Source organism: Sphingobium xenophagum NBRC 107872 (assembly GCF_000367345.1).
Classification (GTDB): Bacteria; Pseudomonadota; Alphaproteobacteria; order Sphingomonadales; family Sphingomonadaceae; genus Sphingobium; species Sphingobium xenophagum.
Window position 1 is genome coordinate 24,076 of record NZ_BARE01000036.1, and the last position, 26,013, is coordinate 50,088.

The following is a 26,013-nucleotide window of genomic DNA, read 5'->3' on the forward strand; positions in this document are numbered from 1 at the left end:
GGCGGAAGCCGTAGCTTCCCCCCATGGCAAAGGAACCGGCATTGGCGACTATCGCCGTTTACAGCCTGAAGGGCGGGGTGGGCAAAACCACCTTCGCGATCAATCTCGCCTGGGCGTCGGCGACCATTTCCAAACGGCGGACATTGCTGTGGGATCTGGACCCGCAGGCGGCATCGAGCTGGCTGATTTCCACCGATAGCAAGAGCCGGGACGCCGCACAGGCGATATTCAGCAAGGATGTCGAAGTTCGCAAGCTGATCCAGCCGTCGACGGTGCCGGGACTGGACCTGATCGCCGCCGACACGTCATTGCGCAGCCTGGACCATCTGTTCCGCGAAATGGACAAGAAGAAGCGGCTGTCCAAGCTGATCGAAAGTCTGGGCAAGGATTATGACCGCATCATCCTCGATTGTCCGCCGGGCCTGACCGAAACCAGCGAGCAGGTGCTGCGCGCTGCAAACATCATTGTCATTCCCGTGATCCCCTCCCCCTTGTCGCAGCGCGCGATGGGCGAAGTGGCCCGCTATCTGGTGCAGCGGGGCGGCAGCCATGCGCCGATCCTGCCGGTCTATTCGATGGTGGATCGCCGCCGGACATTGCATCGCAAGGCGCTGGACGAACAGCCCGACTGGCCCGCCATCCCGATGGCCAGCGCGATCGAGCAGATGACCGTGCGTCGCAAGCCGCTGGGCGCCTTTGCCCCGGCATCGACCCCTGCGAAGGATTTTGCCGCGCTCTGGACCATGGTCGAGCGCCAATTGCAGGGCAATTAGGCCCGCGCCCGCTCCTGGGGCGGCGGGAAAAGGCCAATGGCGTCCTGCGCGGCCATGGGACGGCCGAAATAATAGCCCTGCACCTTTTTGCAGCCCAGTTGCCGCACCATCTCCAGCTCGACCTCGGTTTCCACGCCTTCAGCCGTGGTCGTCATGCCCAGACTGTCGGCCAGCGTCACGACGGCACGGATGATCGCCAGGCTTTCAGGCGTGTTTTTCGACGCGCCGACCACGAAGCTGCGGTCGATCTTGATCGTGTTGAAGCGGGTGCGGCTGAGATAGCCGAGCGATGAATAGCCGGTGCCGAAATCATCGAGCGAAAGCTGGATGCCAAGGCCGAGCAACTGATCGAGCACCCGCAGCGCGCCAGCATCCTCGTTCATGAACACGCTTTCGGTGACTTCCAGTTCCAGGCGCCGTGCTTCCAGCCCGCTCTGCGCCAATGCGGACACGACCGCAGATACGAAACTGGGATTGGTCAATTGTTCAGCCGACACGTTGACGGCAATCCGCACATCGTCGGGCCAGCGCATCGCTTCCATGCAGGCGGTGCGCAGCACCCATTCGCCGATGGGTGCGATCAGCCGGGCTTCTTCGGCGACAGGCACGAATTTGGCCGGCGAAATCGGGCCCATTTCCGGATGGGTCCAGCGCACCAGCGCTTCAAACCCCAACACGCGGCCGCTGGTCGCATCCACCACCGGCTGATAGAGGACGTGAAGCTGGTCCTTGGCCAGCGCCTCGCGCAGGGCCAGTTCGAGCAGCCGCCTTTCTTCCGCCTTGGCATGCAATTGCGGCTCATAGGCGCAATGCAGCCCGCCGCCCTCATCCTTCGCGCGATAGAGCGCCAGGTCCGCGCTGCGGATCAGCGATTCCGATTCTCCCCCGTCCATCGGCGACATCGCCGAACCGACCGACGCGCCCACATAGAGCATATGCTGATCGACCTGATAGGGCGCCGACAGCGCGCTGATGATGGCGGAGGAAAGTTGTTCGATGCGGTGACTGTCAGAGACGGTCGGAATGACCACGCCAAATTCGTCGCCGCCGATACGCCCGCAAAATTCCGGGCCTGAACAGATTTGCCGCAGACGGCGCGCGACCTGACTCAGCAGCTTGTCGCCGGTCTGGTGCCCCAGCGTGTCGTTGATCGCTTTGAACCGGTCCAGATCGATCATCAGGAAGCCGCAGCCCGGCGTTCGTCCACGGGTTGCCGCCATTGCCTTGTCCAGCGCTTCGCGCAGATGGCTGCGATTGGGCAGGCCGGTGAGCGGATCGAAGCGCGCAAGCCTGGCGATCTTGTCCGCCGATTCGCGTTGCGCCGTGACGTCCGACGCAACCCCGCGAAAGCCCAGAAAAAGCCCGTTTTCATCATGGCGGGGCGAAGCGGACAATTCCCACCAGCGGGTCTCGCCCTTCACCTCGACCGGAAGGACCAGGTTGCTGAAACTTTCGCGCCGCTTGAGATGGTCGGCCAGACTATGCAGTCCGGCGGCGAAACGGCCGCTTTCCCAACTGCTGCCCGCCAAAATCTGGACAAGGGGTTCGCCTTCCAGCTGGGCTGGGTCCAGCCCCATGGTTTCGGCAAAGCGCGTCGACACGCTGCTGATACGGCGCAGCGAATCGGTCTGCCATAACCAGTCGGACCCGCCGCCTTCATATTCGCGCAGCAACAGGCTGACGACTTCGCTCTTTTCCTCCAGTTGCACGCTGGTGCTATGCTGACGCGCGAAGGTGCGGGCGTAGATGACACAACCGATCAGCAGCGACAGCGCATAGCTGGTCGCCAGTGCGCGCAGCGGCAACTGGCCGCCATCGTGGAACATGCCGAACAGGCCGGCGATGCAGGGCAATAGGAAGGCGGCGGCAGACAATGGCGTCGCGGCATAGCTGATCGCGCCACACACCATGATGCAACTGATCAGCGTCCACAGCGCCACCAGTTCCTCGGTCTCCCCCGATTGAGAGACAAGCATCATGCAGGCGGCCCATATGATGCCCTGCAACAATGCGCCAAGTCCATGCCGACGCAGATCGCGGCTCGTCAGGCGACTATTGTTCGCGTTGCGCCGGGCGCGGTCCATCAGCACGCCAACCAGGGTGCAGCCGATCAACCCGGTGCTCCAAAGCCCCAGCATGACCGGCGAACAGCAGTGGGTAAAAACCTGCCAGATGAACACCAGGCTGCACAGGTTCATCACCTGCCGCAACAAGGCGACGCTGTCCGCCGTGCGCAACTGCGCTTCTAGCACCCGCGTTCCGACATCGTCACTGACCTGGCACAGGCCCGTCATCGCGCGCAGCGATGCGCGTTCCTGACGGTCCGGCTCGACGATATGGTTCGAATTGCTGCCCACGATCCCGCGATAGCAGCGATGCGTTATGATTTGGTAAGCCCGCCGATCGCGCGGCGATCAGCCTCAGGCCGCGATGTCGTAAGGGCGGATCTCACCGGTCAGATAGAGGTTGCGCGCCTTGGACCGGCTCAATTTCCCCGAACTGGTGCGTGGCAGGGTGCGCGGCGGCACCAGTTCGACGACACAGTTCATGCCGGTGATCGCGCGGACCCGTTCGCGAATCTGGTCGCGCAGGCGGGACCGTTCGTCATTGTCGGAGGTGCGGCAATGTACCAGCACCGCGGGTGCTTCTTCCCCGCCCGGCGTGGTGATGGCGAAGGCGGCGATGTCGCCCTGCTTGAAGCCCGGCAGCTGCTCGACCGCCCATTCAATATCCTGCGGCCAGTGATTCTTGCCGTTGATGATGATCATGTCCTTGGCGCGGCCGACAATGTAGAGATAGCCGTCGCTCAGATAGCCCATGTCGCCGGTGTCGAGCCAGCCGTCAGCCATGCAGGCATCGGTCGCGGCCTGATCCCGGAAATAGCCGACCATCAGCGACGGGCCGGTGGTCCACACCTTGCCGATCTGGCGTTCGTTCAACGGGCCGCCATCCTCATCGCGGATTTCCACGGTCATGCCACGCGCGGGCTTGCCGCAATTGACGATCGAGCGGAAGCGCTGGGGGCGGCCTTCGGTCGCGTCGCCGCCCGACAGGTCGGTTTCCTCGACCAGTTCGACGATGATCCCTTCGCCCGGCGGCATGATGGTGACGGCCAGCGTCGCTTCGGCCAGGCCGTAGCTTGGCAGGAAGGCGTTGGGCGAAAAGCCCGCATCGGCAAAGGCGTCGACGAAGCTCTGCATCACGTCAGGACGGATCATGTCCGCGCCATTGCCCGCCAGCCGCCAGCGGGACAGATCGAACCGATCCTGCGCCTTGGTCTGGCTGGACATGCGACGCGCGCAAATATCGTAGCCGAAGGTTGGCGAATAGCTGATCGATGTGCCTTCATTGCGGCTGATCAGGTCCAGCCAGGCCAGCGGGCGGCGGGCAAAATCCTCGGTCTTCATATAATCGGTCGACACCTGGTTGGCGACGACGGACAGGAAGCAGCCGACCAGCCCCATGTCATGATACCAGGGCAGCCAGCTAATGCAGCGATCGCTGTCCTGCACTTCCATGCCATGGCTATGCGCAGCCAGATTGCTGAGCAGCGCATGATGCGTCACGGCAACGCCATGGGGGAAGCGGGTCGATCCGCTCGAATATTGCAGATAGGCGATGTCCTGCGCCTGCGCCCTGGGCAGGTCGGCCGGAACGGCATCGCGGGCGATGAAATCTTCAAATGCGATGCTCTCGACCGCCTTCTGACGGCCCGATTCACCCGCCATCTCGGCCAGTTCTGCGGGGAACAGGAACAGCATCGGGTCGCAGCTGGAAAGCTGGACGTTAAGCTGGTCGATATAACTTTCCTTGCCGCCAAAGCTGGTCGGTAGCGGCAATGGCACCGGCCAGGCGCCCGCATAGATGATGCCGAAGAAGAGTTGGGCGAAATCGACGCCGGTTTCCGCAACCAGCGCGACCCGGTCCTGCGGCTTGACGCCATGCGCGATCAGCCGATGGGCGCAGGCGATGGCGTCGCTGCGCAACTCGCTGAACGGATAGGGCCGCGCCAGATTGCCGCGGGCATCATGGAAATTGAGGCCGCGCACACCCTGTGCCGCATAGTCGAGCGCCTCGCCCAGCGTCTCGAAGTCCGAGAAACGGCGCGGCAGAACATCAGTGGTCGGCGTCGGTGCCATCATCTCTTGCGAACCCGTCATATTGGTTTCACCCAATGTCATAAATTATGTGATCGGCGCGGCCGCTATCATCTTTGACCGCGACATGCACCGGATATTAGATTCCAGTCCGCCCTTTTAGCGCATAAGGCACGGTGAAATTCCGGCCCGACTGTGGCATAAAGATGGCGGCCGGCGCATGAAGGCGCAATATGACCAGCAAACGCCCCCGCCCACCGCTTGACGAAGACAGCTTGCGCGACGCCGCGCTACGTTATGTCAGCCGGTTCGCGACCAGCCGGGGCAAGCTGCTTGCCTATCTGCAACGCAAGATCAAGGAATGTGGCTGGGGCGGCGAGCATCCGGCTGACCTGCCCGCCCTGGTCGATCGGCTGGCGGGCCTCGGCTATGTCGATGACAGCCAATATGCGGTGATGAAGAGCGCGGCACTGGGTCGCCGGGGCTATGGTGCGCGCCGGATCGACGAAAGCCTGCGCACCGCGGGCATCGCCCCGGCCGACCGCGCGGATGCCGATGCGCAGGTGGATGCGGAACGCTGGATCGCGGCGGAACGCTATGCCCGGCGCAAACGGATCGGCCCCTATGCCAGCGCAACTCCCGATCCCAAGCAGCGGGAAAAAGCCATCGCCGCCTTTCTGCGCGCGGGGCATAGTTATGCGATCGCCCGGCGCTGGGTCGATGCCGCGCCCGGGCAAGTGCCGGAAGCGGAGGAATGAAGGTTAACCCCCTCCCCTCGCCACGCAAATCGCATTAGGCAGGCGCAATGACGCGCTTTCCTGCCCTGATCGCTCTTGCCATGCTCGCGGCCTGTTCCAGCCAGCCCCCGCCGGCAGGCGGCAATATGGTCGATAAGGAGGCTGCCAGCGCTGCGCCTTCCGCCGCGCTGTTGCCGTTGGTCATCCAGAGCAGGAACGGCGCGCGGCGCTTCTCCGTCGAGGTTGCCGCGACGCCGCAGCAGCAGGAAGCGGGACTGATGTTCCGCAAGGAACTGGCGGATAATGGGGGGATGCTGTTCCCCATGGACCCGCCACGCACGGCAAGTTTCTGGATGAAGAATACGCTGATCCCGCTCGACATGCTCTTCATCCGCACCGATGGGACGATCGCCTTCATCGGCGCCGACAGCGTCCCCTATTCGCGCGAGCCGGTGTCGGCAGGCGTTCCTGTGGCCGCTGTGCTGGAAATAGGCGGTGGGCGCGCGGCAGAGCTGGGCATCAGGGAAGGCGACGTCGTGCAATGGGGCGGTTGCGCCGTGCCGACGGAAAAACTGCGGACGGAATTGAATTTCTGCCCCGGATGATTGTCACGCCCCGGCAAACAAGCGGATTTTTTGCAGCCGCACTGCCGCTGATGGGCATCAGCACACTCCCAAAACGCCTTGCCAATCCCCCGTCGCAGCGGCTAAGCGCGTGAGCCATGGGAATCCTCGGCAAGATCTTCACCTGGTGGGATGGCGCGACCATCGGCACCTCGCTTTTCACCGCTCGCAAGGGTCAGAAGGTGGGCGAGGATATTCAGGGCAATGTCTATTATGAAGGCGGCAGCGACGTCCATGGCGTGCCGCGCCGCTGGGTAATCTATAACGGCACGAATGACGCAAGCCGGGTTCCGGCCGAATGGCACGGCTGGCTGCATCATTCGATCGAAGGGACGCCAGAAAGCTTCCTGCCGCCGCCGCGCATCTGGGAACGGGAATTCACGCCCAACGCCACCGGCACCGCGCTTGCCTATCGCCCGTCCGGCGCGATGGAAAAGGGCGGTTTGCGCCAGAAGGCGACCGGCGATTATGAGGCATGGAGCCCCGACGCATCATGATCCGCCGTCCGGCGGGGGCTTGCCTGTCGATCCTGCTTGGCGCCCCCCTGTTGGCGCTGACCGCCTGTGGTGGCAATGACGTGCCCACCACCAACCAGACCGGACCGGTCAAGGTAGAGGGCTCGCCGATCCAGTCGAGCAACGCCGCCACCCTGCCCGGCACGCCGATGGCGGACCGGGTGGCCGTGATCGGCCTGCTCAACAAGCGCAACGGCCTGACCCGCGACCTGACGATGAAGCCGGGCGAAGCCTTGCGCGTGGGCGATGCGATCGTGCGGCTTCAGGCCTGCGAAACCAGCGCGCCATGGGAAAATGTCCAGGAAACCGGCGCCTTCGTGCAGTTGGACGTGCGCAGCAGCGCGGACGGCAAATGGCGGCGCAATTTTTCCGGCTGGCTGTTCCGCGAACGGCCGGACCGCAACGTCGTGCAGCACCCGGTCTATGATGTGTGGGTCAGAAGCTGCGCGATGGCATGGCCTGAAAGCGGCCCCGCATCGGTCAAGATTGGCGGCAAGGGCGAACCAGTCACCGCATCCCGTGCCAACGGCGCGAACGCCAGTTCCGCAGCGACACCCGCGCCTGCCGACAGCACGCCCGATCCCGCCCCCAGCGGCACCCCACCGACCGCCGCCCCCAGCAACTGAAGATAATCACGCTGGGCGATCTCCACCGCGCCGAGTGAGCGGAGATGTTCGGTCATGAACTGGCAGTCGAGCAGGGTAAAGCCCGCAAAGCGCAGCCGCGCAACCAGCCAGGCCAACGCGACCTTTGAGGCATCGGTGCGGCGCGACACCATCGATTCGCCGAAGAAGGCGCGGCCCAGCGATACCCCGTAAAGCCCGCCGACCAGCTCCTCCCCCTCCCACACCTCGATGGAATGGGCAAAGCCGTGCGCGTGGAGTTGGCGGTAGGATTGTTCGATCGGACCATTGATCCAGGTCGATGGCCGATCCGGCGCGGCCTGCGCGCATAACGCCACGATCCCGGCGAAATCGCGATTGGCCGTGACGCGAAACTGGTCTCGACGGAGCGTTTTCGACAGCGAGTGCGACATATGAAAAGCATCGAGCGGCAAAATCGCCCGGCGCTTGGGTTCGACCCAATAAACTTCCTCTGCCTCCCGATCGTCCGACATGGGGAATACGCCGATGGCATAGGCTTGCAGCAGGAGCAGCGGGTCGATCGTCATCGCCTCCCCCTCTAACGGCATCCGTCCATGCGGTCATCACCGGACTCGACAGGATCGCGCAAAAGCGCCACCACATTGCCGGCTTCGGGGGGAGCGGAAACGATGGCACAGGACCGGACGGGCAGCGACGCCGCCAGCCTCTTTGCCTCACCGGCGCGGTTGCTAGTGGGGACGCTGATCTTCGTCGCCATCGTCTTTGTTGCGGCGGTGTCGGCCTATGTCGCGGCGGGATGGCCGATCGCGGACGCCGCCTATATGGTAACTTTGACCATATTTTCAGTGGGTTATGGGGAAGTCCGGCCGATCGCCACACCCTATCTGCGCGTCGTGACGATCGCCACGATGGTGCTGGGCTGCACCGGCATGATCGTGCTGACCGGCGCGCTGGTGCAGATGTTCGCGGCCATTCAACTACGCCGATTGCTGGGACTGGATCGCATGCAGACTTTGATCGAACGGCTGAATGGCCATGTAGTGATTTGCGGCTTTGGTCGGATCGGCGTGCAACTGGCCAAGGAACTGCACGCGGCGGGCACGCCCTTTGTCATATTGGAGCGCGACGGTGGCAAGATCGCCGAGGCGCAGACGCTGGGCTATCTGTGCCATCGCGGCGAGGCGACGGAGGAAAGCGCGCTGCGCGCGGTCCGCATCGACCGGGCAAAGATATTGGCCACCGTCCTGCCCGATGACGCCGCCAATGTGTTCATCACCCTGTCCGCCCGCAACATCAATCCGGACCTGGAGATCATTGCGCGGGGCGAGGCGCCAACCACGGAAAGCAAGCTGCTACACGCAGGCGCGGACAAGGTCGTGCTGCCCACCCATTCGGCGCGGAGCGGATCGCCGAGATGATCCTCTATCCATCGACCGCCGGGTTCATCGCCGATTCGACCGAAATGGGGCAGATGAAGCGCGGCCTGCACGAATTCGGGCTGGAACTGGAAATGGTCGTCGTGCCGGACAAGGGCGCGATGACCGGCGTGACCGTGGGAGAGGCGGAACGACGCGGCCGGGGCGCGTTCTTTATCGTCCAGATCGACCATGCCAATGGCAAGAGCATCCAGCATCCCGGTGAGGAAGTGCGACTGGAGGCGCAGGATCAGGTGCTGCTGGTGGTGCGCGGCAGCCGCGTATCGGCGGGCGCGATCTTCACCGCCCCGGCGCAACGCCAACGCACCGGGCGGACATTCTTCGGATAGCCAGCCGGCGATTGACTTGGGGAAACGCAGGCCTACCCTCGCCCTCCATGAAATACCTTCGTCTTGCGGCGCTGCCGCTGCTGTTCGCCGCCCTGCCCGCGCAGGCCGCGCCCGATCCCTATGCGGCGCGGATCGCCCGCGTCCTCAAAGCCACGCCGCTGATCGACGGCCATAATGACTGGCCCGAAGCCCTGGCGGAAAAGGCGAAGGACGCGCGCTGGACGATGGACCTGACGCAACTCGATCCGAAGCAATATCATACCGACATCAAGCGGCTGAAAGCTGGCGGCGTTGGCGGGCAGTTCTGGTCGGTCTGGGTATCGGCGGACCTGCCGCAGGACCGCCAAGTCAAGGATACGCTGGACCAGATCGGCATGGTGCATAGTCTGGCCGAACGCTATCCGCGCGACTTTGCGCTGGTGACGACCGCAGCGCAGATGCGGGCCGCGCACAAGGCCGGGCGGATCGGATCGCTGATCGGGGTCGAGGGTGGCGGGCAGATCGACGGCAGCCTGGCGGTACTGCGCGCCTATCGCGGGCTGGGCGCGGCCTATCTGACGCTGACCCATAGTCGCACGATCGACTGGGCCGACAGCGCGACCGACAATCCGAAGCATGACGGACTGACCGCGTTCGGCGAGGATGTGGTGCGCGAACTCAATCGCCTGGGCATGCTGGTGGATCTGAGCCATGTCAGCGAGGCAACGATGCTGGACGCATTGCGGGTGACGAAGGCCCCAGTCATCTTTTCCCACTCCAACGCCCGCTCGCTGTGCGACACGCCGCGCAATGTATCGGACGCGGTGCTGACGCAGGTTGCGGCCAATGGCGGGGTCGTGATGGTCAATTTCGCCGCCCAATATGTGTCCGAAGCCCGCCGCGTCTGGGGCGCGGACCGCAGCGCGGAGATTGCCCGCTATAATGCGCCGCCCTTTGGCGGGCTGTATATCGGCGATCCCAAGGGCGCGGAAAAGGCGCTGGCGGCATGGGAAGCAGCGCACCCGGAGCCGGTAGCGACGATCGGACAGGTGGCCGATCATATCGAGCATATCGTCAAGATCGCTGGACACGACCATGTCGGCATCGGCAGCGATTTCGATGGAGTGGGTGATTTGCCTGAAGGCTTGGGCGGGGTCGAGACCTATCCGGCATTGCTGGCCGAACTGATGCGGCGCGGGTGGAGCGACGCGGACGTGGCCAAGCTGATCGGCGGCAATGTGCTGCGGGTAATGGAAGCGGCGGAGAAGGTGGCCGGTTAGCGGGGTGGGCCTGCGCACGCTGGCGCTGGCCCACCCCTTGTTCCCGTCAGTTCGACGCTGCGGCCTGCACCTCGGTGATCAGCTTGAGCACCTGTTCTGCATGTTCCTTCCGGCAGATCAGCAGGTCGGGCATATACACGTCGCGCTGGTTGTAGATCAGCGGGCTGCCGTCGATGCGGCTGGCATGCAGGCCGTGGGCAAGCGCGACGGCGGCCGGGGCCATGCTGTCCCATTCATATTGCCCGCCCGAATGCAGGTAGATGTCCGCCTGCCCCAGGATGATCGCCATGGCCTTCGCCCCGGCACTGCCCATCGGCACCAGTTCCGCGCCCAGTTTCTCCGCAACCGCCACCGCTTCGGCGGCGGGACGGGTGCGACTGACCACCATGCGCAGTTGCGCAGGGGCGGGCGGCACCACGCGCGGCTGGTCGGTGCGAATGACGGCGCCGCCATCCAGCCCCGGCAGCGCGACCGCGCCGATCGCCGGCTTGCCGTCGATCGCCAGACCCACATGCACCGCCCAGTCGGCGCGCGCTTCGCCATATTCGCGGGTGCCATCGACCGGATCGACGATCCAGACACGCGACTGGCTCAGCCGATCCTCATTGTCCTTTTCCTCTTCGGACAACAGGCCGTCCTCAGGCCGCACCTCGCGCAGGGCGTGGCACAGGAACTGGTTGGCGGTCTGGTCACCCGCCTTGCCCAGCGCCTTGGGGCTGAAAAGCCCGCTGGAGCGCACCTCCAGCAGGATGCGCCCGGCGGTTTCGGCGAGATGGACCGCGAGTTCCGCGTCAGTCATGCCGCCGCTCATGGGATCAGCCTCGCGACGATGGCGTCAGCGGCTTCTTCGGCCGTCATTGCCACTGTATCGACGCGAATTTCCGGGTCGAGCGGGGTTTCATAGGGACTGTCGATGCCGGTGAAGTTTTTAAGCTCACCCGATCTTGCCTTTTTGTAGAGCCCCTTGACGTCGCGCGCTTCGGCATCGGCCAGCGGCGTGTCGATATGCACCTCGATAAATTCGCCCGGCTGCATCATCTGGCGCACCATGTCGCGTTCCGAACGGAAGGGCGAGATGAAGGCGGTGATGACGATCAACCCCGCATCGGTCATCAGCTTGGCGACCTCGCCCACGCGGCGGATATTTTCCACCCGGTCGGCGTCGGTGAAGCCCAGATCCTTGTTAAGGCCGTGGCGGACATTGTCGCCGTCGAGCAGGAAGGTATGGCGGTTCATCCGTGCCAGCTTCTTTTCGACAAGGTTGGCGATGGTCGATTTGCCCGCACCCGACAGGCCGGTGAACCACAGCACCGCCGGCTTCTGATTCTTCAACCCGGCGTGGAATTCACGGCTGACGTCGGTGGCCTGCCAATGGACATTCTGCGCCCGGCGAAGCGAGAAGTGCAGCATGCCCGCGGCGACCGTGGCGTTGCTGATCTTGTCGATCAGGATGAAGCCGCCCAGCGTCCGGTTCTGGGCATAGGGTTCGAACACGATCTGCTTGTCGGTAGACAGGTTGGCGACGCCGATGGCGTTGAGATCCAGCGTCTTGGCCGCCAGATGCTCCATCGTGTTGACGTTGACCTGATATTTGGGCTGCTGGATGGTCGCGGTGACCATCTGGGTGCCGATCTTGAGCCAGTAGGAGCGGCTGGGCAGCATCTCCTCATCGGCCATCCACACGATCGTCGCCTCGAACTGATCGGCGGCCTGCGGCGGATTGTCGGCGAGCGCGATGACATCGCCGCGCGAGCAGTCGATTTCATCGGCGAAGCAGAGCGTGACCGACTGGCCAGCGACGGCCTGATCCAGATCGCCATCCATCGTGACGATGCGGCTGACGGTCGAGGTCTTGCCCGACGGCAGGACGCGGATGGCGTCGCCGGGCTTGACCGTGCCGGTGGCGATCAGGCCGGAAAAGCCACGGAAGTCGAGGTTCGGGCGGTTGACCCACTGTACCGGCATGCGGAAGGGCTTGTCGGCGTCGACCGCGCTGTTGACCTCGACGGTTTCGAGATGCTCGATCAGCGCCGGGCCGGTGTACCAGGGCGTGTTTTCCGACGGGCCGGTGATATTATCGCCCTTGAAACCGGAAATCGGCATCGGCGTGAAGGCGGTGATGCCGATGCTGTTCGCAAATTCGGTGTAATCGGCGACGATCTTGTCAAACACCGCCTGATCATAGTCGACCAGATCCATCTTGTTGACGGCCAGCACGATGTTGCGGATGCCGATCAGATGGGCGAGGTAGCTGTGGCGACGGGTTTGCGTCAATATGCCCTTGCGCGCGTCGATCAGGATGACGGCCAGGTCCGCGGTGGACGCGCCGGTCACCATGTTGCGGGTATATTGTTCGTGGCCGGGCGTATCGGCGACGATGAACTTGCGCTTTTCGGTAGCGAAGAAGCGATAGGCGACGTCGATCGTGATGCCCTGTTCCCGCTCGGCGGCAAGGCCGTCGACGAGGAGGGCGAAGTCGATCTCCTGCCCCTGCGTGCCGACGCGCTTGGAGTCGGCCTCCAGCGCGGCAAGCTGATCCTCGAAGATCATCTTGCTGTCATAGAGCAGGCGGCCGATCAGCGTCGACTTGCCGTCATCCACCGACCCGCAGGTGATGAAGCGCAGCATCGTCTTGTGCTGATGCACATCCAGATAGGCGTCGATATCCTCGGCAATAAGGGCGTCGGTCTGATAGACTGAATCGTTGGTGATGATGCCCGACATCAAAAGTACCCCTCCTGCTTCTTCTTCTCCATGCCAGCGCCGCCGGCGTCCTTGTCGATCGCGCGCCCTTGCCGTTCCGACGTCGTGGTCAGCAGCATTTCCTGAATGACTTCAGGCAGGGTCGCAGCCTCGCTCTCCACCGCGCCGGTCAGCGGATAGCAGCCCAGGGTGCGGAAGCGGATCGAGCGTTCGACCGGCACTTCGCCCGGTTCGAGCGGGAAGCGGTCATCATCGACCATCAGCAACATGCCGTCGCGCTCCACCGTCGGGCGCTTGGCCGAGAAATAGAGCGGAACGATCGGAATGTCGTTCAGATGGATATATTGCCAGATGTCGAGCTCGGTCCAGTTGGAGATGGGGAAGACGCGAATGCTCTCACCCTTCGCCTTGCGGGCATTGTAGAGGTTCCACAGTTCCGGCCGCTGATTCTTGGGATCCCAGCCGTGGGAAGCGGTGCGGAACGAGAAGATGCGCTCCTTGGCACGGCTCTTTTCTTCATCGCGGCGCGCGCCGCCAAAGGCTGCGTCGAAACCGTAGAGGTTGAGCGCCTGCTTCAGCCCTTCGGTTTTCCACATATCGGTGTGGAGCGCGCCATGGTCGAACGGGTTGATTCCCCGGTCCTTGGCTTCCTGATTCTGATAGACCAGCAATTCCATGCCGCTTTCCTGCGCCATCCGGTCGCGCAGCTTGTACATTTCCTGAAACTTCCAGGTCGTGTCGACATGCAGCAGCGGAAAGGGCGGCGGCGAAGGATAGAAGGCCTTGCGCGCCAGATGCAGCATCACGGCTGAATCCTTGCCGACGGAATAGAGCATGACCGGCTTTTCCGCCTCCGACACCACTTCCCGCAGGATGTGGATGCTCTCGGCTTCGAGTCGCTCCAGATGGGTCAGGGTTTTTGCGTCTACCATGCGGTCCTCGGCTTGATTGTGCGTCCCCTATGGCAGCAAAGCCAAAGGACTGGACCTCCCATATGGGAGGATGTATGAACATGGCCCATGCGGCTGGACGATGGCGGATTATTGGCGGCCCTGCACGAAGGGATGTTCCAGCAACCGCTGTGGCATGACTTTCTTGAAAAACTGCGAATGCGCACCGGCGCCATCTATACGACGCTGGTCTTTCGCCCGGTGGATGAGGATGCGATCGTCGAATTGCATGCCGGACCGCCGCCGCCGACCCATTTGCACAGCCTGTTCATCGAAAAATATGGCCGCGACCCCTTCCCCTATCGCCACATGCGCGAAGGGCGGGCCTATACGCTGGCCGAATTGCTGGAACAGAGCGCCCCGGTCGATCGCGCCCTGCCCCGCGACCCGGTGCTGCCGCAGGGGATAACGGATATGCGGTCGATCCGCGTAACCGAGCCGAGCGGCGTAGATGGCTGGCTGGCCTGCGCGGGAGGAGCCTCGATCGGATCGGCGGTCAGCGCGCTGCTGACCGGGCTGGCGCCGCATCTGCGTATCGCGTTGCGATCCTTCGTTGCGCTGGAGCGGGAGAAATTGCGATCGACGCTGACGACCGAAGCGTTCGGGCGGCTCAACTTCGGCTGGCTGACGCTCGATGCGCGCTGCCGCATTATCGACATGACGGCCCATGTCGAACAATTATTCCAGCGTACCAGCGTGTTGCGGCGCGGGCGCTATGACCGGCTGACCCCGGAATCGCCGCTGATCGACCGGGAACTGACCGCGCTGGTCAAGCAGATGGCCGACGACCCGGACAGTCGGCCGCGCGCGATCAACCTCAGCCGCGATCCATGGATGGACATATTGGTCTCGCCCATCCGGGGACGGTCGGTATCGGCGGGATCGACCCCGGTGGCGATCGCCTATCTGAGCGGCGATCGCTGGTCTCAGGCGGACCGGTGCGAACAATTGGTGGAACTGTTCGGCCTGTTGCCAAGCGAGGCGCGCCTTGCCTGGGCGATCGCGCAGGGCATTCCCATCAGCGAAGCGGCGGCAAATCTGGGCATCACGGTGGAAACCGCGCGCAATTACAGCAAGAAAATCTATGCCAAGACCGGCGCGCGCGGACAGGCGGAACTGGTGCGGATCGTGCTGACCAGCGTGCTGGCGATTGCGTGATTGGGGAAATCCGATGAGCACCCATCATCCGTTCGTTTCGAGCGAAGTCGAGAAACGTCGCGCACAGGTTTCTCGACTTCGCTCGAAACGAACGGAGGTTGGAGTTTACCCTGAAATGATCATGCTTCAGGTGACCGCCGCCTCCAGCAACCTGATCGTACCTGCGCCAGCGTCCATTTCCGCCTGCACCCCTTCCGGCAGGCTGAACTGGTTGGCGACATGGCCAAACAGCGCGCCCTGAAACGCCGGGACGCCGAGTGGCTCCAGATGCTGTTGCAGCACTTCTGACAGCGTGAAGCCGCCATAGGAGGGGCCAGCGGCGGTGCAGCTGCTGCACTGGCCGAATATGACGCCCGCCAGCTTTCCCAACACCCCGCCCAGCGCCAACTGGGTCAGCATCCGGTCGATTCGGTAGGGGGCTTCGTCAATATCCTCGATAAACAGGATCGCGCCGGTAAAGTCGGGCAGCCAGCCAGTGCCCATCAGCGCCGCCAGCACGGTAAGATTGCCGCCCAGCAACCGCCCGCGCGCCACGCCGGGGCGAAAGGTGCGGATACGCCCGCTGCGCTGGACCAGCCGGTCCTCCGTCCCCGGCGGATTGGCGAAGGTCGGGGTTTCCGCGTCGAACGCCACGGCACGAAAAGCGTCCCAGGATAATTTGCCCCAGCTGCTCGCGGCATTAGGACCATGAATGGTCGCAAAGCCCGCCTTCGCCGCGAAAGCCAGATGCAGCGCGGTGATGTCCGAAAAGCCGACCAGCAGCTTGGGGTGGGCGCGGATCGTCGCGAAATCCAGATAGGGCAGCAGGCGCGCGCAGCCCCAGCCGCCGCGCACCGCGAACAGCGCCTTGACCGACGGATCGGCGTAGAAGGCGTTGATATCCGCCGCCCGATCCGCATCCTTGCCCGCCAGATAGCCATGGCGCTGCGCCAGATGGGGCGAATCCTTGGGCTTCAGCCCCATGGCGACGATGGTTTCGCGCACCAGATCAAGGTCGAACCCGTCATCGGTAAAGCCCGCAGGTTCGATCAGCCCGACCGTGTCACCGGGCCGCAGGCGGGGCGGCTTCACCAGCGTCGGCGGCGCGAGGGGCGGAGACTTGGCCGCGACCAGCAGCGCTCCCATGCCGCCCATCAGCGCGCGGCGATCCAGTGCGATCGTCAAAAGCTGCTCCTGTCCTTGCGCCGATAGCCGCCATCCGTCCACAACAGGTCTATGTCGGGATAATGGCAATCCCCCGATGGCGGACGACCAAAGGCGAGAAACGCGCAATCATCGTCGCTTTCGTTCAGCAGATGATGGCCGTTGGGCTCGCCCTTGGGAAAGACCGCCATGTCGCCCGACCGCATGAGTGTGCGGGCGTCATTCTCCACCAGTACCGCCTCGCCCGCCAGCATGACGACAAATTCATCCTCATCCTCATGCCAGTGGCGCTGGGACGAAGCGCCGCCGGGCTTCAACATGACATGGCTGACACCAAAATCGGTAAGGCCAAGCGCCGGTCCCAGCCGGCGCACCCATCGATGCGCCACGGCCTGATCATGCGGCGGCGGATAGCCGGTGGTGTTCGTCAGCGCGACTATTTCTGGATCGATCCGTGGCACGGCCTCTTCTCCTGCTGCTGCTGGTCAAGCGGCATGGCTTTCGCTAACGCACGGGCATGACCATGACCAGAGCCAATGATGACGTGGTGGCGCTTGCCCGGCAGCTGCTTGCCTGTCCATCCGTAACGCCAGCGACCGGGGCGGTGTTCGCCGCGCTTGAGGACATGCTGCTGCCTTTGGGCTTTACCGTGGATCGGTTCGTGGTCGGCGAAGCGCCCGACGGGCCGGTCGAAAATCTGCTGGCATGGCGCACTACCGGCGCAGGGCCGCACTTCGCCTTTGCCGGACATCTGGACGTGGTGCCACCCGGTCCCGGCTGGACCAGCGATCCGTTCGCGCCGGAGATTCGCGGCGACCTGCTCTACGGACGCGGCGCGGTGGACATGAAGGGATCGATCGCTGCCTTCGTCGCCGCGCTGGGCACCCTGTCCGACGACCTGCCCGGCACGATCAGCCTGATCATCACCGGGGATGAGGAAGGCCCGGCCGTCTATGGCACGCTGGCGCTGATGGAGCGGATGGCCGCGCGCGAACTGCGCCCGGACCTGTGCGTCGTGGGTGAACCGACATCGTCGGCCCGGCTGGGCGATGTGGTCAAGATCGGGCGGCGCGGGTCGGTGAATATGTGGATCAGCGTGGCCGGAACCCAGGGCCATGTCGCGTATCCGCATCTGGCCGACAATCCCGTGCCCCGTCTGGTCCGCATCCTGGCCGCGATCGATGCGCTGGTGCTGGACGAAGGGACCGACTGGTTCCAGCCCAGCAATATAGAGATTACCGACATGGAGGTTGGCAACCCGACCACCAATGTCATTCCCGGCGCGGCGAACGCGCGCATCTCTATCCGCTTCAACGACCAGCATAGCGGCGCTTCGCTCGTCGAACGGATCAGTGCGATCGCGGCAGTCGAGGGCGGCACGGTGATGGCCAAGATCAGCGGCGAACCCTTTCTGACCGCACCGGGCACATTGTCCAACCTGGTGTCGGGCGCAATCCGGCAGGTAACAGGCCTGGAGGCGGAACTGTCCACCACGGGGGGCACGTCCGACGCGCGCTTCCTCTCGCGCCTGTGCCCGGTGGTGGAGTTTGGCCTGAACAATGCGACCATGCACAAGCTGGACGAGGCCGTCGCGGTGCAGGATCTGCGCGATCTGGTCGAGATTTACCGGCTGATCGTGGAGCGGGCGCTGGGTCAGCCGGTGGGCGCTTAACCCGCGTCGCGTTCCAGCATGGCGGGGTTCCCGGTGTAGCGGCCCAGATAATCCTGCTCGCCGGTCGGCATCGCCAGATGATAGCCCTGGAACAGGGTGCAGCCGATGACGCGCAGCATGTCCATCTGCGCCTGATTCTCTATGCCTTCGACCACAACTTCCATGCCCAGCCCTTGAATCAGGCCGACGACCGCCGAACAGATGGTCCGCGCTTCGGATGATGTGGCAATGTCGCGCACCAGGCTGCGGTCGATCTTCACCCGGTCGACCGGCAATTCCTTCAATCGCGACAGGTTGGAATAGCCGGTGCCGAAATCGTCGATCGCGATACGCAGCCCATCGCGGCGCAGGGCGGCAAGTTGGTCGAGCACCCGCGCTTCCATGTCCATCGCGAGCGATTCGGTGATTTCCAGTTCCAGCATGCCGTTGGGCACCTGATGCGTGGCGATGGCGTGGCGCAGGCGCAGGAAAAAATCGGCCTGACCCAGTTCGCGGGTGGAAATATTGATGGCGATCCGCTGATGAATGCCTGCGCGCGACCAGCGGGCGGCCGTCTCGCAGACCCGGCTCATCACCCAGTCCCCCAGCGCGACGATGGTGCCGCTTTCCTCCGCCACCGGCACGAACACGCCGGGCATGACGATGTCGCGCTCTGGATGCGCCCAGCGCACCAGGGCTTCGGCGGCCACGGCGCGGCCCGTCTGAATGTCGATCTGCGGCTGGAATTCCAGCAGAAATTCGTCGCGCTCCAGCGCCAGAAGCAGGTCACGCTCCAGATCGGCGCGGTCGGACGCCTCCAGCGCCAGCGCGTCGCTGTACATTTCCGCGCGGCCACGCCCTTCATGCTTGGCATGATACATGGCGATGTCGGCGGCGCGCAGCAGGGTGGAGAGCGTATCGCCATGGTCGGGATAGCAGGCGATGCCGATCGACGCGCCCAGATCGACATGTTGGCTGCCAAGGTCAAAGCGCTCACCCAGCGCGAACTGGATGGCGCGGGCGATGCGCGCGGCGGCGTTGTGGCCCGACAGGGTCGGGAAGAACATCGTGAATTCGTCACCGGCCAGGCGACCGATGACCGCGTCCCCCATCCCTGCGCCGATCTGCGCCATCACCACTTCGCGCAGGCGGCCCGCAACACGCGCGAGCAACTGGTCGCCCGCGGCATGGCCCAGCGTGTCGTTGACGCCCTTGAACCCGTCCAGGTCGATGAAGAACAGGGCGGCCGTGCCCCCCTCCTCCCGCTCGGCCAGCAGGCGTTCGACCTGGCGGCAGAAGCTGGTGCGATTGGCCAGCCCGGTCACCTGATCGAACAGGGCAAGCGCCTGGACGTGGTCGAGATTGGTGCGGACCTGACTGAACAGACTTTCCAGCGCGACCGACAGATCCGGCAATTCCACCCCGATCTCCCTTGGCACGGACGACTGGAGATCGCCATGGGCGGCGGCCAGCAGACGTTCGGTGGCGGCGTCGATGGCCGTCGCGGTGGTGGCGATGGTGCGGCGCGCCGAGGCCCAGCTCATCGTACCGCACAGAATGGCGATGATCAGCGCGCGGCCGATCTGGACGATGTCATCCTGCGCGCCGGGCGTATAGCCCAGCACCAGCGACAGGATGAACACCAGCGCGCCCGCGGCGCAGGCAAAGGCAGCGGCGCGGCTTTTCAACGTTACGCCGTGCATCTGCCTCCTTACCCCCGCAAGCGACCCCGAACAGGATCATGATCCGCCGGATATGAAGGACAGTGGTTAAGAAAAGATCAGCGAAAGCGGGGGATGGCGTTATTTTTTGCGCCGCAAAACAAGGTAGAGCGCACCGTCGCCGCCATGACGCGGATGAGCGACGCGCACGCTGGCGATACGGTCGGCATAGGGGCTGGTTTCGATCCAATGACCGATTTCGCCACGGATGGCCCCGCGCCGCGAAGCGCCATCCGCTGCGTTTTTGGGCGGCTTGCCGGTGACGACAAGCAGGACGCGGGCGTCGCGCGCCAGCGCCGATGCAATCGCCTGATTTAGCCGGACATGCGCCGCCGACAGGCTGTGGCCATGCAGGTCGATGCTCATGTCCGGGCTGATCGTGCCGCCGCGAATACGCTTTTCCCAGCCGGTATCGAGCACGGCGGCCGGGGTACGCACCGCGACGGGGGTCGGGGTCGGCGTCTGCCGCAGCGGCGGCGTTAACCCTGTTTTGGGCGTGACGGCCACTGGCTGCGTCGGGAGCGCTGGCATCACGCGGCCATGCGGCCGGATCGGCCGGACCGATCGGGTCAGCGCGGTCCAGAGCGCGGCTTCATCAGGGGACAGGTGCCGCCGCGCCATCGGACGACCGGTCAGGGCCTTGCGAGGCGCGCCGCCGAACCGATCGGCAGCAGGACCAACGCGCTGCCGCGCGCCGACATGCCACCGGCAATGCCCCGCGCCCGCGCGCCTGCGCCCCAGAAACTGTCGAAGCGATTGGCTCCCTTGATCGCGCCGCCAGTATCCTGCGCGATCCACACGCCATTGGGTTCGGCCCGATCAAGCGAAAGCAGCACCGGCGCGCCCAGCGGAATGAATTTGGGATCGGCGGCCACCGTCGCCTCCGCCGTCACCGGCACGCCAAGAGCGCCGATCGGTCCAGCGCCGGTCAGTTCGCGGAAAAAGACGAAACTCTTGTTTTCATTCATGATCGCCGCGCCCTCGACCGGGTTGGCGCGCAGATAGGCCATGATGTCCTGCATCGACCCCACCTGGATCAGGCCGCGATCCTTCATCAGCTTGCCGATGCCGCTATAGTCGCGGCCATTCTGCCCGTCATAGCCGATCCGCATGACGCTGCCGTCGGGCAGGTTGAGACGCCCGCTGCCCTGCACCTGAAGGAAGAAAAACTCGACCGGATCAGCCGCCCAGGCCAGTTCCAGCCCGCGTCCGGCAAGCGAGCCCGCCACGATCTGGGCGCGTTCGTCATAGGGGATGAATTTGGTGCCGGACACCTTGCCGCGGATCGTGCGGCCTTTCAGAGCGTCACTGAACTGGCCGAGATCGACGTCGATCAGGTCGGTCGGGCGGCGATAGATCGGAACCTCATAGCCAGGTTGACGGGTGCGCGATCCCGCGATTTCCGGCTCATAATAGCCAGTGACGAAGGCGGTGCCGGTGCCCACCTGCACCGCTTCGAAATAGCGGGAGAAAAATTCGCTGGCCGATGCTTCGGGCCAGCTTGCCGCCGCCGCGCAGCTATTGTTCCAGTCGGACCCCTTGGTCAGGCCGCTCTGGTCGGTGCGGCGCATCAGCGTGGGGCAGGATATGCGGAAGGCCTCGAGCGCCAGCCGCGATCGTTCGCCCGACGGGATCAGGCTGGCGATGTCAGGGCCGCGCGTGACGCCAAGGCCCGCGGCGGTGCTGCTGTCCATCGCCGGATCGGCAGGCATTTCGACCGGCAAGGTCGGACGCGGGACAGCAGGCGCAGGGCGCGTGGCCGTACCCGACGGCACGGGACGCGACGGAGCGGGGCCGCCGGCGGAGGGCGGGATCATGCCGCCCGCGCAGGCGGACAGTGCCAGCGCCGCCATCAGCGCGCCCGCCCTATGCCGAAAATTCATGCTGCGATCACGCCTCGTCGGTTTCGCTGAGCTTCCAGTTGGGATCGGCGCTGCGAATGTCGCGGGTGAAGGTCCAGATGTCGTTGGTGCCGATCGCGTCGGTCATCGATCCGGCAACGACATTGCCGTCCTTGTCGCGGGTGATCGCGGCGATGTCCGCTTCGAATTGAAGCGCAACCTGCGCGATCCGGCCATCGACCGACGCCTCGACGATCCGGGCTTTTTCGATACGGACCAGCCGGTTGTCGAGGACATGACCCTCCGCCTCGCGGGCGGCGATCGCCTCCTCGAACGAGGCACGCACATCGTCGTCGCACAACCAGGCGATTTCATCCCGATCGCCGCGCCAGAAGGCTTCCAGCACCATGCGATAGGCGCTCTTTGCGCCATCGACAAATTGCGGCACGTCGAAGCTGCGGTCGGCGGCGATCAGCGCACGGACGCCCATTTCGGCCCCCGGCGCGATCAATCCATCGGCCAGACGCACCGAATCGCCCGACATCTCGGTGGCGGGGCGCGGTTGCAGCACCGTCACCTTGGCGCGGTCCTCCGCCGGGCGCAGCGCAGGCTCCTGCTCATGCCCGGTACGCTTGCCGAGCACGGAATAGAGCCGCAGCGCCAGAAAACCGGCGATCATGGCGAGGATGACAATCACATACACGGAAGGCTATACCCTTTGTGTGGGAACAATGTTCCGAACAACATAGGCATGTTTGCGCACAACTTCAAATAGGGGGTTGCACGGCGCGGCATTGCCCTGCCCTTCCGCCCCTGCTAAGCGCGCGGGTCATCGCACAGGGGGGCTTGCCGCCCACCGGACAACAGGGAAAGCCAGGACAGACAATGGCCGACGAAGTCGACACCAATTTCACCGTGAACAGCCAGATGAATGGCGCCGATACCGCACCGCAGATCGCGCTGATCAGCCAATATGTGAAGGATCTCTCTTTCGAGAATCCGAACGCGCCCGCTTGCTACCAATGGCAGGACCAGCCGCAGATCGACGTCCAGTTCAACATCGGCGCCGACAAGGTGGGTGACGAGGTGCTGGAAGTGTCGCTGAAGATCGAGGTCAAGGCCGTCGCACCGCAGGGCACCGCCTTTGCCGTCGAACTGCTTTATGCCGCGCTGTTCGGCATGCGCAATGTGCCCGAAGACCAGGTTCAGCCCTTCATGCTGGCCGAAGCGCCGCGCCTTATCTTCCCCTTCGCCCGTCGCGTGCTGGCCGATGCGATCCGCGACGGCGGCTTCCCGCCGCTGCTGCTCGACCCGATCGACTTTGGCGCACTGTACCTGCAACAGGCGCAGCAGATGGAAACGACCGCAGGCGAGCCTGCTGGCCACGCCTGAGCCTGTATGAACTCATCCTCCGTTCGGGCTGAGCCTGTCGACGCCTTGTCCGTCTTTGCGCAAGAAAGGACGGCCCTTCGACAGGCTCAGAGCCTGCCCCCCCGCTCGATCGGGGGCGAACGGGTGGAGGAGATATTGTCATGGGCCTGCTGAGAGCCACCTCCACCATCGGCGGGCTGACGCTGATCAGCCGGATATTGGGGATGGTGCGCGACATGCTGGTCGCGCGCTTTCTGGGCGCGGGGCTGGCGTCGGACGCTTTTCTGATCGCCTGGCGCCTGCCCAACCTGTTTCGCGCCCTGTTTGCCGAAGGCGCCTTTGCCGCCGTATTCGTGCCGATGTTCAACCGGACGATGGCGGAAGGGGACAGGGACGCGCCGGGCAGCGGCAAGGCGGCGGCTGTCGCCTTTGCCGGTCAGATATTGTCGATCCTGTTCCCGGTGCTGGTCCTGTTCACCGGCCTCATGATGGTGCTGGCCGCGCCGGTGGTCTGGGCGATGACCGGCGGTTTTCCCGATGGCGGCCCGGCCAAGTTCGACCTGGCCGTGACGCTGACCCGCATCACCTTCCCCTATCTGGCGCTGATCAGCCTGGTGTCGTTGCTGGGCGGCATATTGAATTCGCTCGACCGTTTCTGGGTGAATGCCGCCGCGCCCGTGCTGCTGAACCTGTGCATGATCGGCGCCGTGCTGTTCTTTCGCGGCGCTACCCCGATCGAGACCGCGCATACGCAGGCGATTGCAGTCACGGTGTCGGGGGTGCTGCAACTTTTATGGCTGACCTGGGCCTGTCGCCGGGCGGGTGTGGTGCTGCGGCTTCAGCGCCCGCGCCTCTCACCCCAGGTGCGCCGGTTGCTGTCGTTGATCGGCCCGGCGGCGCTGGGCGCTGGGGCGATCCAGTTCAATCTGCTGATCTCGACCAGCCTTGCCGCCCGCTTCCTGCCACAGGGCGCGGTCAGCTATCTTTATTATGCCGACCGGCTGAACCAGCTGCCGCTCGGCCTCATCGGCATCGGGGTCGGCACCGCCATCCTGCCCGCGCTTTCGCGCCAGATCGGGTCTGGCAATGAGCAGGCGGCCAGCCGTACCCAGAATCGGGCGATGGAACTGGCGCTGTTCCTGGCCCTGCCCGCCGCCGTCGCGCTGTGCCTGTCGGCGACGCCGCTCATTCGCGGACTGCTGCAACATGGCGCGTTCACGGCCAACGACACGATCGGCGCGGCGGGCGCTCTTGCCGCCTTTGCCCTGGGCGTCCCCGCCTATGTCCTGATCAAGGTGCTGACGCCCGGCTTCTACGCACGGCAGGACACGAAAACGCCGGTGCGGGTCGCGGTGTTTTCCATGCTGTTCAATCTGGTCGGCAATCTGACCCTCATCTGGCCCTTCGGTCATGTCGGCGTGGCGATTTCCACCGCGATCGCCGCCTGGGTCAATGTGCTGGTCCTCTACTGGCTGCTCCACCGCCGCGACCAGTTGCGCATGGATGCCCGTTTCCGGGGCAAGGCGCTGCGCATCATCCTGGCCAGCGCGATCATGGGCGCGGCGCTGCTGCTGCTCAATCCGCTGGTCGATCCCTATATGGCGGGCAGCGTGACGCAGCGCATCATCGCGCTTGGCCTGTTGTGCGGCATTGGCGGTCTGGTCTATGGGGCGGCGGCCCTGATCGTCCGGGCCTATAGTATCAGCGAATTGCGTGGCGCCCTGCGCCGTGCGCCCAAAGCGAGTTAATCGATCCATGCGCGTCCTTTCCGGCATCCAGCCCACCGGCAATCTGCACCTTGGCAATTATCTGGGCGCGATCCGCAACTGGGTGAAGATGCAGGACGAGATGGATTCGGAGAGCCAGTGCTTCTTCTTCCTGGCCGACATGCATTCGATCACCGTGCATGAGGGGCGCGAACAGCGCATCCGCAACGTGCGCGACATGGCCGCCGCGCTGGTCGCCGCCGGGATCGACCCCGACCGATCCGTCCTGTTCAACCAGGCCCGCGTGCCCGCCCATGCCGAACTGTGCTGGTTGCTGAACGGCACCGCACGGATCGGCTGGCTGAACCGCATGACCCAGTTCAAGGACAAGGCAGGCAAGGACCGCGAAGGCGCGTCGGTCGGCCTGTTCGTCTATCCGGTGCTGCAAGCCGCCGACATTCTGCTTTATCAGGCCAGCCATGTGCCGGTGGGCGAGGACCAGAAGCAGCATCTGGAACTGTGCCGCGACATCGCGACCAAGTTCAACACGGATTTCGGCAGGGACGTCTTTACCCTGCCCGCGCCGATCATCCCCAAGGAATCGGCGCGAATCATGTCGTTGCGCGACGGGACGGCGAAAATGTCCAAATCCGACCCCAGCGATCTCAGCCGCATCAACCTGACCGACGATGACGACGCCATCATGGCCAAGGTGAAGAAGGCCAAGAGCGATCAGGACATGCTGCCTGAAACTGCCGAAGGGCTGGCGGGGCGTCCCGAAGCGACCAATCTGGTCGGCATATTGGCGACGATGACGGGCCGCACGACCGATGCGGTCTGCGCCGAATTTGCCGGCAAGGGCTTTGGCGCGTTCAAGCCGGTGCTGGGCGAAGTGCTGGTCGAAACGCTGCGCCCGATTCGCGAACGCTTCCTGCAATTGCGGACCGACGACGCGATGCTGGACGCGATCCTGGACAAGGGCGCGGCAAAGGCGGCGGCGGCGGCGGAGCCGACGCTGCGTGCGGCCTATGATGCGATGGGCCTGATGCGCTGACGGGTCTGGCGGGTCGGCGACGTCCTTCAATTGACAGAACATGCTTTGCGCCCGTTCGGTTACTTCGTGCGTTCAAATGATGTTCAGTTGCGTTTTGCTATCGCAACGCGCACATAGTTGATTAGGCTTCATGCCTGGTACAGGACGCAGAAAAATGACCCGTTTCAAGAAGTTCGGCATGTTCGCGGCCCCCGCTCTGGCGCTGGCTGCGCTTTCTGGCTGCGCGACGCCGTTCAAGGCCGACGTCGCCCGCTTTCAACAGCTCCCCGCCCCGGCCGGCCAGAGTTTCACGATCGTCGCGGACAATCCGCAACTGGCTGGTGGCCTTGAATTTTCCGGCT

General features: G+C 64.3%; 22 protein-coding genes and 3 pseudogenes. 13 read left to right on the top strand and 12 right to left on the bottom strand.

Going from position 1 to position 26,013, the window contains the following annotated elements; genetic code table 11:
• Positions 1-23 precede the first annotated feature (23 nt).
• Positions 24-773 carry a ParA family protein gene (locus SX1_RS15620; protein WP_019053745.1) on the top strand — a complete coding sequence of 250 codons (750 nt, stop codon included), beginning with the start codon at positions 24-26 and terminating at the stop codon, positions 771-773.
• On the opposite strand, the gene SX1_RS15625 is transcribed toward SX1_RS15620, so the two are convergent.
• Entirely contained in the window at positions 770-3,130 is a 2,361-nt protein-coding gene (locus SX1_RS15625; RefSeq protein ID WP_019053746.1) for a putative bifunctional diguanylate cyclase/phosphodiesterase, read from the bottom strand. The genes SX1_RS15620 and SX1_RS15625 overlap by 4 nt on opposite strands.
• A gap of 63 nt (positions 3,131-3,193) precedes the next feature.
• Positions 3,194-4,954, bottom strand: a complete 1,761-nt coding sequence (locus SX1_RS15630; protein ID WP_017181018.1) for a fatty acyl-AMP ligase — start codon at positions 4,952-4,954, stop codon at positions 3,194-3,196.
• A gap of 149 nt (positions 4,955-5,103) precedes the next feature.
• Here SX1_RS15630 and SX1_RS15635 point away from each other — a divergent pair, with 149 nt between their 5' ends.
• From SX1_RS15635 to SX1_RS25040, 4 genes and pseudogenes are all read left to right on the top strand, one after another.
• Positions 5,104-5,628 (top strand): regulatory protein RecX, encoded by a 525-nt coding sequence (locus SX1_RS15635; RefSeq protein WP_019053747.1) that lies wholly within the window; start codon positions 5,104-5,106, stop codon positions 5,626-5,628.
• Positions 5,629-5,675: 47 nt separating this feature from the next.
• Entirely contained in the window at positions 5,676-6,212 is a 537-nt protein-coding gene (locus tag SX1_RS15640; protein WP_019053748.1) for a DUF192 domain-containing protein, read from the top strand.
• Positions 6,213-6,328: 116 nt separating this feature from the next.
• Positions 6,329-6,727, top strand: coding sequence for an NADH:ubiquinone oxidoreductase subunit NDUFA12 (locus SX1_RS15645; protein ID WP_017181015.1), 399 nt, complete (start codon positions 6,329-6,331; stop codon positions 6,725-6,727).
• Positions 6,728-6,960: 233 nt separating this feature from the next.
• A pseudogene (locus tag SX1_RS25040) lies at positions 6,961-7,131 on the top strand (DUF2155 domain-containing protein); the annotation flags it as partial.
• Between the two features lie 35 nt (positions 7,132-7,166).
• Here the strand turns inward: SX1_RS25040 and aat are convergent.
• Complete coding sequence (gene aat, locus SX1_RS23845; protein WP_019053750.1) at positions 7,167-7,916, bottom strand: leucyl/phenylalanyl-tRNA--protein transferase; 750 nt, start codon at positions 7,914-7,916, stop codon at positions 7,167-7,169.
• A 102-nt stretch (positions 7,917-8,018) separates the two neighbouring features.
• Between aat and SX1_RS22745 the strand changes: the two are divergent.
• Both SX1_RS22745 and SX1_RS15665 read left to right on the top strand, forming a co-directional pair.
• Positions 8,019-9,115, top strand: a pseudogene (locus SX1_RS22745) (potassium channel family protein).
• A gap of 47 nt (positions 9,116-9,162) precedes the next feature.
• The gene (locus SX1_RS15665) at positions 9,163-10,374 is read left to right on the top strand and encodes a dipeptidase (protein ID WP_019053751.1); all 1,212 of its coding nucleotides are present in this window, start codon (positions 9,163-9,165) and stop codon (positions 10,372-10,374) included.
• Between the two features lie 46 nt (positions 10,375-10,420).
• Here the strand turns inward: SX1_RS15665 and SX1_RS15670 are convergent, their stop codons facing one another.
• From SX1_RS15670 to cysD, 3 genes are read right to left on the bottom strand one after another with little or no spacing between them, the layout of a single operon-like run.
• Complete coding sequence (locus SX1_RS15670) at positions 10,421-11,173, bottom strand: 3'(2'),5'-bisphosphate nucleotidase CysQ (RefSeq protein ID WP_303620898.1); 753 nt, start codon at positions 11,171-11,173, stop codon at positions 10,421-10,423.
• Positions 11,174-11,181: 8 nt separating this feature from the next.
• Positions 11,182-13,098 (bottom strand): sulfate adenylyltransferase subunit CysN, encoded by a 1,917-nt coding sequence (gene cysN / locus SX1_RS15675; RefSeq protein WP_019053753.1) that lies wholly within the window; start codon positions 13,096-13,098, stop codon positions 11,182-11,184.
• Entirely contained in the window at positions 13,098-14,009 is a 912-nt protein-coding gene (gene cysD / locus SX1_RS15680) for a sulfate adenylyltransferase subunit CysD (protein WP_019053754.1), read from the bottom strand. The genes cysN and cysD overlap by 1 nt, the downstream gene beginning before the upstream one ends.
• Before the next feature lie 87 nt (positions 14,010-14,096).
• On the opposite strand from cysD, the gene SX1_RS15685 reads away from it, so the two are divergent.
• Positions 14,097-15,185 carry a helix-turn-helix transcriptional regulator gene (locus tag SX1_RS15685; protein ID WP_017181008.1) on the top strand — a complete coding sequence of 363 codons (1,089 nt, stop codon included), beginning with the start codon at positions 14,097-14,099 and terminating at the stop codon, positions 15,183-15,185.
• Between the two features lie 126 nt (positions 15,186-15,311).
• On the opposite strand, the gene SX1_RS15690 is transcribed toward SX1_RS15685, so the two are convergent.
• Positions 15,312-16,319 (bottom strand): S66 peptidase family protein, encoded by a 1,008-nt coding sequence (locus tag SX1_RS15690; RefSeq protein ID WP_174302241.1) that lies wholly within the window; start codon positions 16,317-16,319, stop codon positions 15,312-15,314.
• Positions 16,320-16,345: 26 nt separating this feature from the next.
• Positions 16,346-16,789 (bottom strand): cupin domain-containing protein, encoded by a 444-nt coding sequence (locus SX1_RS15695; RefSeq protein ID WP_019053756.1) that lies wholly within the window; start codon positions 16,787-16,789, stop codon positions 16,346-16,348.
• Positions 16,790-16,845: 56 nt separating this feature from the next.
• On the opposite strand from SX1_RS15695, the gene dapE reads away from it, so the two are divergent.
• Positions 16,846-18,000 carry a succinyl-diaminopimelate desuccinylase gene (gene dapE / locus SX1_RS15700; protein WP_019053757.1) on the top strand — a complete coding sequence of 385 codons (1,155 nt, stop codon included), beginning with the start codon at positions 16,846-16,848 and terminating at the stop codon, positions 17,998-18,000.
• Here the strand turns inward: dapE and SX1_RS15705 are convergent.
• The 4 genes from SX1_RS15705 to SX1_RS15720 all read right to left on the bottom strand — a co-directional run bounded on the left by SX1_RS15705 (position 17,997) and on the right by SX1_RS15720 (position 22,244).
• On the bottom strand, positions 17,997-19,682 hold the full coding sequence (locus SX1_RS15705; RefSeq protein WP_019053758.1) for a putative bifunctional diguanylate cyclase/phosphodiesterase: 1,686 nt from the start codon (positions 19,680-19,682) through the stop codon (positions 17,997-17,999). The two genes, dapE and SX1_RS15705, sit on opposite strands and share 4 nt — an antisense overlap.
• A 99-nt stretch (positions 19,683-19,781) precedes the next feature.
• Positions 19,782-20,321: a Smr/MutS family protein gene (locus SX1_RS15710; protein ID WP_019053759.1), complete on the bottom strand. Its 540-nt coding sequence runs from the start codon at positions 20,319-20,321 to the stop codon at positions 19,782-19,784.
• 11 nt (positions 20,322-20,332) lie between these two features.
• A complete protein-coding gene (mltA, locus tag SX1_RS15715; protein WP_019053760.1) occupies positions 20,333-21,583 on the bottom strand; it encodes a murein transglycosylase A in 1,251 nt (416 codons plus the stop codon).
• A gap of 7 nt (positions 21,584-21,590) precedes the next feature.
• Positions 21,591-22,244, bottom strand: a complete 654-nt coding sequence (locus SX1_RS15720; RefSeq protein WP_017181001.1) for a Tim44/TimA family putative adaptor protein — start codon at positions 22,242-22,244, stop codon at positions 21,591-21,593.
• 182 nt (positions 22,245-22,426) lie between these two features.
• On the opposite strand from SX1_RS15720, the gene secB reads away from it, so the two are divergent.
• The 4 genes and pseudogenes from secB to SX1_RS15740 form a co-directional block, all read left to right on the top strand.
• On the top strand, positions 22,427-22,933 hold the full coding sequence (secB, locus tag SX1_RS15725; RefSeq protein WP_017181000.1) for a protein-export chaperone SecB: 507 nt from the start codon (positions 22,427-22,429) through the stop codon (positions 22,931-22,933).
• Positions 22,934-23,073: 140 nt separating this feature from the next.
• Positions 23,074-24,660, top strand: a complete 1,587-nt coding sequence (gene murJ, locus SX1_RS15730; RefSeq protein ID WP_019053761.1) for a murein biosynthesis integral membrane protein MurJ — start codon at positions 23,074-23,076, stop codon at positions 24,658-24,660.
• 7 nt (positions 24,661-24,667) lie between these two features.
• A complete protein-coding gene (trpS, locus tag SX1_RS15735) occupies positions 24,668-25,672 on the top strand; it encodes a tryptophan--tRNA ligase (RefSeq protein WP_019053762.1) in 1,005 nt (334 codons plus the stop codon).
• 154 nt (positions 25,673-25,826) lie between these two features.
• Positions 25,827-26,013, top strand: a pseudogene (locus SX1_RS15740) (DUF4136 domain-containing protein); the annotation flags it as partial.